At 34.9% G+C, this 3,216-nt stretch carries 5 protein-coding genes; 2 read left to right on the top strand and 3 right to left on the bottom strand.

Going from position 1 to position 3,216, the window contains the following annotated elements:
- The first annotated feature begins 21 nt into the window (after positions 1 to 21).
- Positions 22 to 789, top strand: coding sequence for a TIGR04219 family outer membrane beta-barrel protein (locus tag MVY38_RS06085; RefSeq protein ID WP_297484367.1), 768 nt, complete (start codon positions 22 to 24; stop codon positions 787 to 789).
- Here the strand turns inward: MVY38_RS06085 and MVY38_RS06080 are convergent.
- Genes MVY38_RS06080 through MVY38_RS06070 form a run of 3 tightly spaced genes read right to left on the bottom strand, consistent with a single transcriptional unit; the run spans position 772 to position 2,702 of the window.
- Positions 772 to 1,572: a UDP-N-acetylmuramate dehydrogenase gene (locus MVY38_RS06080; RefSeq protein WP_297484365.1), complete on the bottom strand. Its 801-nt coding sequence runs from the start codon at positions 1,570 to 1,572 to the stop codon at positions 772 to 774. The two genes, MVY38_RS06085 and MVY38_RS06080, sit on opposite strands and share 18 nt — an antisense overlap.
- Complete coding sequence (fliQ, locus tag MVY38_RS06075) at positions 1,572 to 1,838, bottom strand: flagellar biosynthesis protein FliQ (RefSeq protein ID WP_297484363.1); 267 nt, start codon at positions 1,836 to 1,838, stop codon at positions 1,572 to 1,574. The genes MVY38_RS06080 and fliQ overlap by 1 nt, the downstream gene beginning before the upstream one ends.
- Positions 1,839 to 2,702, bottom strand: coding sequence for an MqnA/MqnD/SBP family protein (locus tag MVY38_RS06070; RefSeq protein WP_297484360.1), 864 nt, complete (start codon positions 2,700 to 2,702; stop codon positions 1,839 to 1,841). It abuts the gene before it with no gap.
- Positions 2,703 to 2,802: 100 nt separating this feature from the next.
- On the opposite strand from MVY38_RS06070, the gene MVY38_RS06065 reads away from it, so the two are divergent.
- Positions 2,803 to 3,216 (top strand): general stress protein (locus MVY38_RS06065; RefSeq protein ID WP_297484358.1); only part of this gene is annotated, 414 nt, incomplete at its 3' end.

Here is a 3,216-nt window from a genome sequence, read left to right as displayed (position 1 = left end):
AAATATAAATATGGAGTTATAATGAAAAAAATACTATCTTCTTTAGCACTTGGTGCTACACTTGCATCATCTGTTGCAAATGCTGATTTTATTCGCGTTGAAGCGGGTGCTGGGGCTTGGACACAAACTCCTAGTGGGTATGCAGACGGTACAGGTATATTAAATCTAAATGGAAAATATACAAGTGCTGAAAAAGAGAAAACAGGTGCGTATGCATGGATATTTCTTAAACATCCTCTTCCAATTATTCCAAATCTTCGTCTTGAGTATGCCTCTATTTCTGATGAGGGAACAACTATCGTAACACTAAATAATCAAAGTTTATCAACTAAAGGGGCACCTACAACAGTAGATATGAATCAATATGATATTATTCCTTATTATAATCTTTTAGATAACACATTTTGGATTACAATTGATGCGGGAATTGATGTAAAAGTAATTCAATCAGATTCTACAATAGGTGCATTAAAACAAAATGGCTTTACGATTTATAAAGGTGATTCATCATCTAATACAACTGTAGTTCCTCTTGTATATCTAAGAAGTAGAGTGCAAATTCCAACAACAAATCTTGGAATAGAAGCTGAGGGGAAAGCGATTACAGATGGTACAGATACTATGTATGATGTTCAAGCTAAAGTTGATTATACTTTTGATTTTGTACCAGTTATCCAACCTGCAATTGAAGTTGGTTATAGAATGCAAAAACTACGAGTTGATGATGGAAGTAATCAAGTTGATTTAACATACCAAGGTCCATATATGGGATTAATGGCTAGATTTTAAACCTTGTTCGAGGATGACTATCTCTTCCTCGAGTATTATTCCAAACTCATCTTTTACTCTTCTTTGTGCTTCTCGTATAAGGTAGAGTGCATCTTCAAATTTTCCTTTGCCCATATTTACTAAAAAATTTGCATGTTGGGGGCTAAAACACATATCACCTTTTCTAAGACCTTTAAGTCCAACAGCTTCTATAAGTCTGCCTGCATACTCATTTGGAGGATTTTTAAAACAACTTCCTGCACTTGGTGTTGATGGTTGATTAGTTCGCATCTTTTTAAATATTTCTACTTTTCCTTCATCAAAACCATGCTCAATATAGAATGAAGCTTCTAAAATTGGTTCATTGATATTTGTATAACGGTATCCAAACTCTATATTTTCTTTTACTTTTTTACCTGAAATCAAGATGACTTCAATAAGGTTATTAAAAATCTCAAACTCTTTAAGACCTGCATTCATATAGACAAGCCCTCCAAGTTTCCCTGGAAGATGGGAGAGAAATTCAAAATTTGCAATATTGTTTTTTTTACAAAAAGAGGCTATTTTTCCAGAAGGTGTTGCCCCACCAATTGTAAGTTTATTCTCCTTTAGTTTGATATAGTCATATTTTTTACAAAGCATCATCAGTGGTGGAGGATTATTACCCATCAGAATATTATTACAAGCCCCTATAAAATAGTAATCTTTATAATTATTGAGAGTTTCATCAAAAAGAGCGACATCCAATGTGCCTCCTATTTTAAAAGAGGAGTATTTTGAAAAGTTAATTGATTTATAGTGCATTACTGTACAAAGGTAGGAATCATGTTAAAAACACTTACAGCAAAATCTGTTATTTCATTAATCATCCATGGCATAGTAAGAACAATAACTATAATAACACCAAGAATTTTAGGAATAAAAGAGAGTGTCATCTCATTGATTTGCGTTGTTGCTTGAAATATACTTACAGCTAAACCAAGAAGCATACCTGTTAAAAGACCAGGGAGAGCAAGATAGAGTGCTATTTGAAAAGTTTGCACTCCAAGAGCTACAAGTTTGGCTTCCATTTATGCGTTCCGTAACTCTTTATACTCAGTGGGAATGAGATATTCTTCAATTTTAACAGGAGTATCATAAAAACCATGTTTGTATCCTAACTCAAAAAGCTTATCTATTGCTTTGTACTGAATTGGACTTAAGGTGATTGATGCATCATTTGCATAGAGTTCAAGATATTTATCAAGTGTAGGCGCATCAATACGCACTAACTTTCTCTCTAAAAGCATTTTTGAGAGTCTCTCTTTATGGTCTCGTGCAACTTGAACAGCTTTTGTAAGTGTTGCTTCATACTCTATGGCTTTGTTAAGGGGAAGTGAACGGCGAATTGCCATTCCTCCAAGAGGAAGTGGTAAATCATCTCCAGCAAGTTCTTGCCAAATATCCCATATTTCGCGTTCTACTTCAAGTGCATCTGCATAGGTTAAAATACTCTCATGAATTAGCACACCTGCATGAACAGTTCCATCAATAACGGCTTGTTCAATCTCCAAAAAGTTCATATAAGTAATGCGTGCATCAGGATACGCTATGCGAAAGAGCATTGCATTTGTAGTATGTTCGCCACTAAGTGCTACTTTAAAGTTTCGTTTGAGTTTTTCTCCCTTGCGTTTGATGAGCTTAGGACCATAACCCTCTCCGAAGCTAACAGCAGTACGAAGTGGTGCATACTCCTCTTTAATGTGAGGATAGAGTGCAAAACTAATTGCGACTATATCATAAAGACCATTGAGGGCATCTTCATTAAGTGTTTGAATATCTTTTGCAATATTATCAAATTTGACATCCTTCATGGTAACCCAGCCAAATTTAATGGCATAGTACATAAAAATATCATCTGCGTCGGGTGAGTGAGCTATTAGTGTTGTTTTCATACAGTTATTTTATCGAAATATAGATAAAAAGAACTTTTTTGACGCTATTAATTATTTTAAGAGTATAATGGTTTTATATGATTATTATAAGGAGTTCGTTATGAGTAAAGATGTATTGGTAAAAGTGTATGATTCGTATGATAGTGCTGCAAAAAGTGTTGACACCTTGATTGATGGTGGTGTATTGAAAAAATATATTTCAGTTATTGGTAAAGGTGAGCAAAAAACGCAGGATGGTTTTGAATTTAATAAGAATAGAGAAAATGCTATTTTTTGGGGTGAACAGGGTGCTTTTTGGGGTGGACTGTGGGGCTTGTTAATGGGTGGAATACTTTTTTGGACACCTGGTGTTGGACCTATTTTAGCAACAGGACAGATACTTTCAGCAATTGCTGGTATGACTGGTGGTGCTGTAATGTTTGGAGCAGCAGGAGCGATGACAGCTTGGCTTGTGGATTTGGGTATTGAAAAGTCCTTAGCTGTAAAATATGGAGAGATGATTAAAGATGACCAT

Origin of the sequence: Sulfurimonas sp. (genome assembly GCF_027056685.1) — a bacterium.
In the GTDB taxonomy this organism is placed as follows: Bacteria; Campylobacterota; Campylobacteria; order Campylobacterales; family Sulfurimonadaceae; genus Sulfurimonas.
Note: the sequence above shows the minus strand (reverse complement) of the source record. Positions and strands in the feature narration are given on the sequence as shown.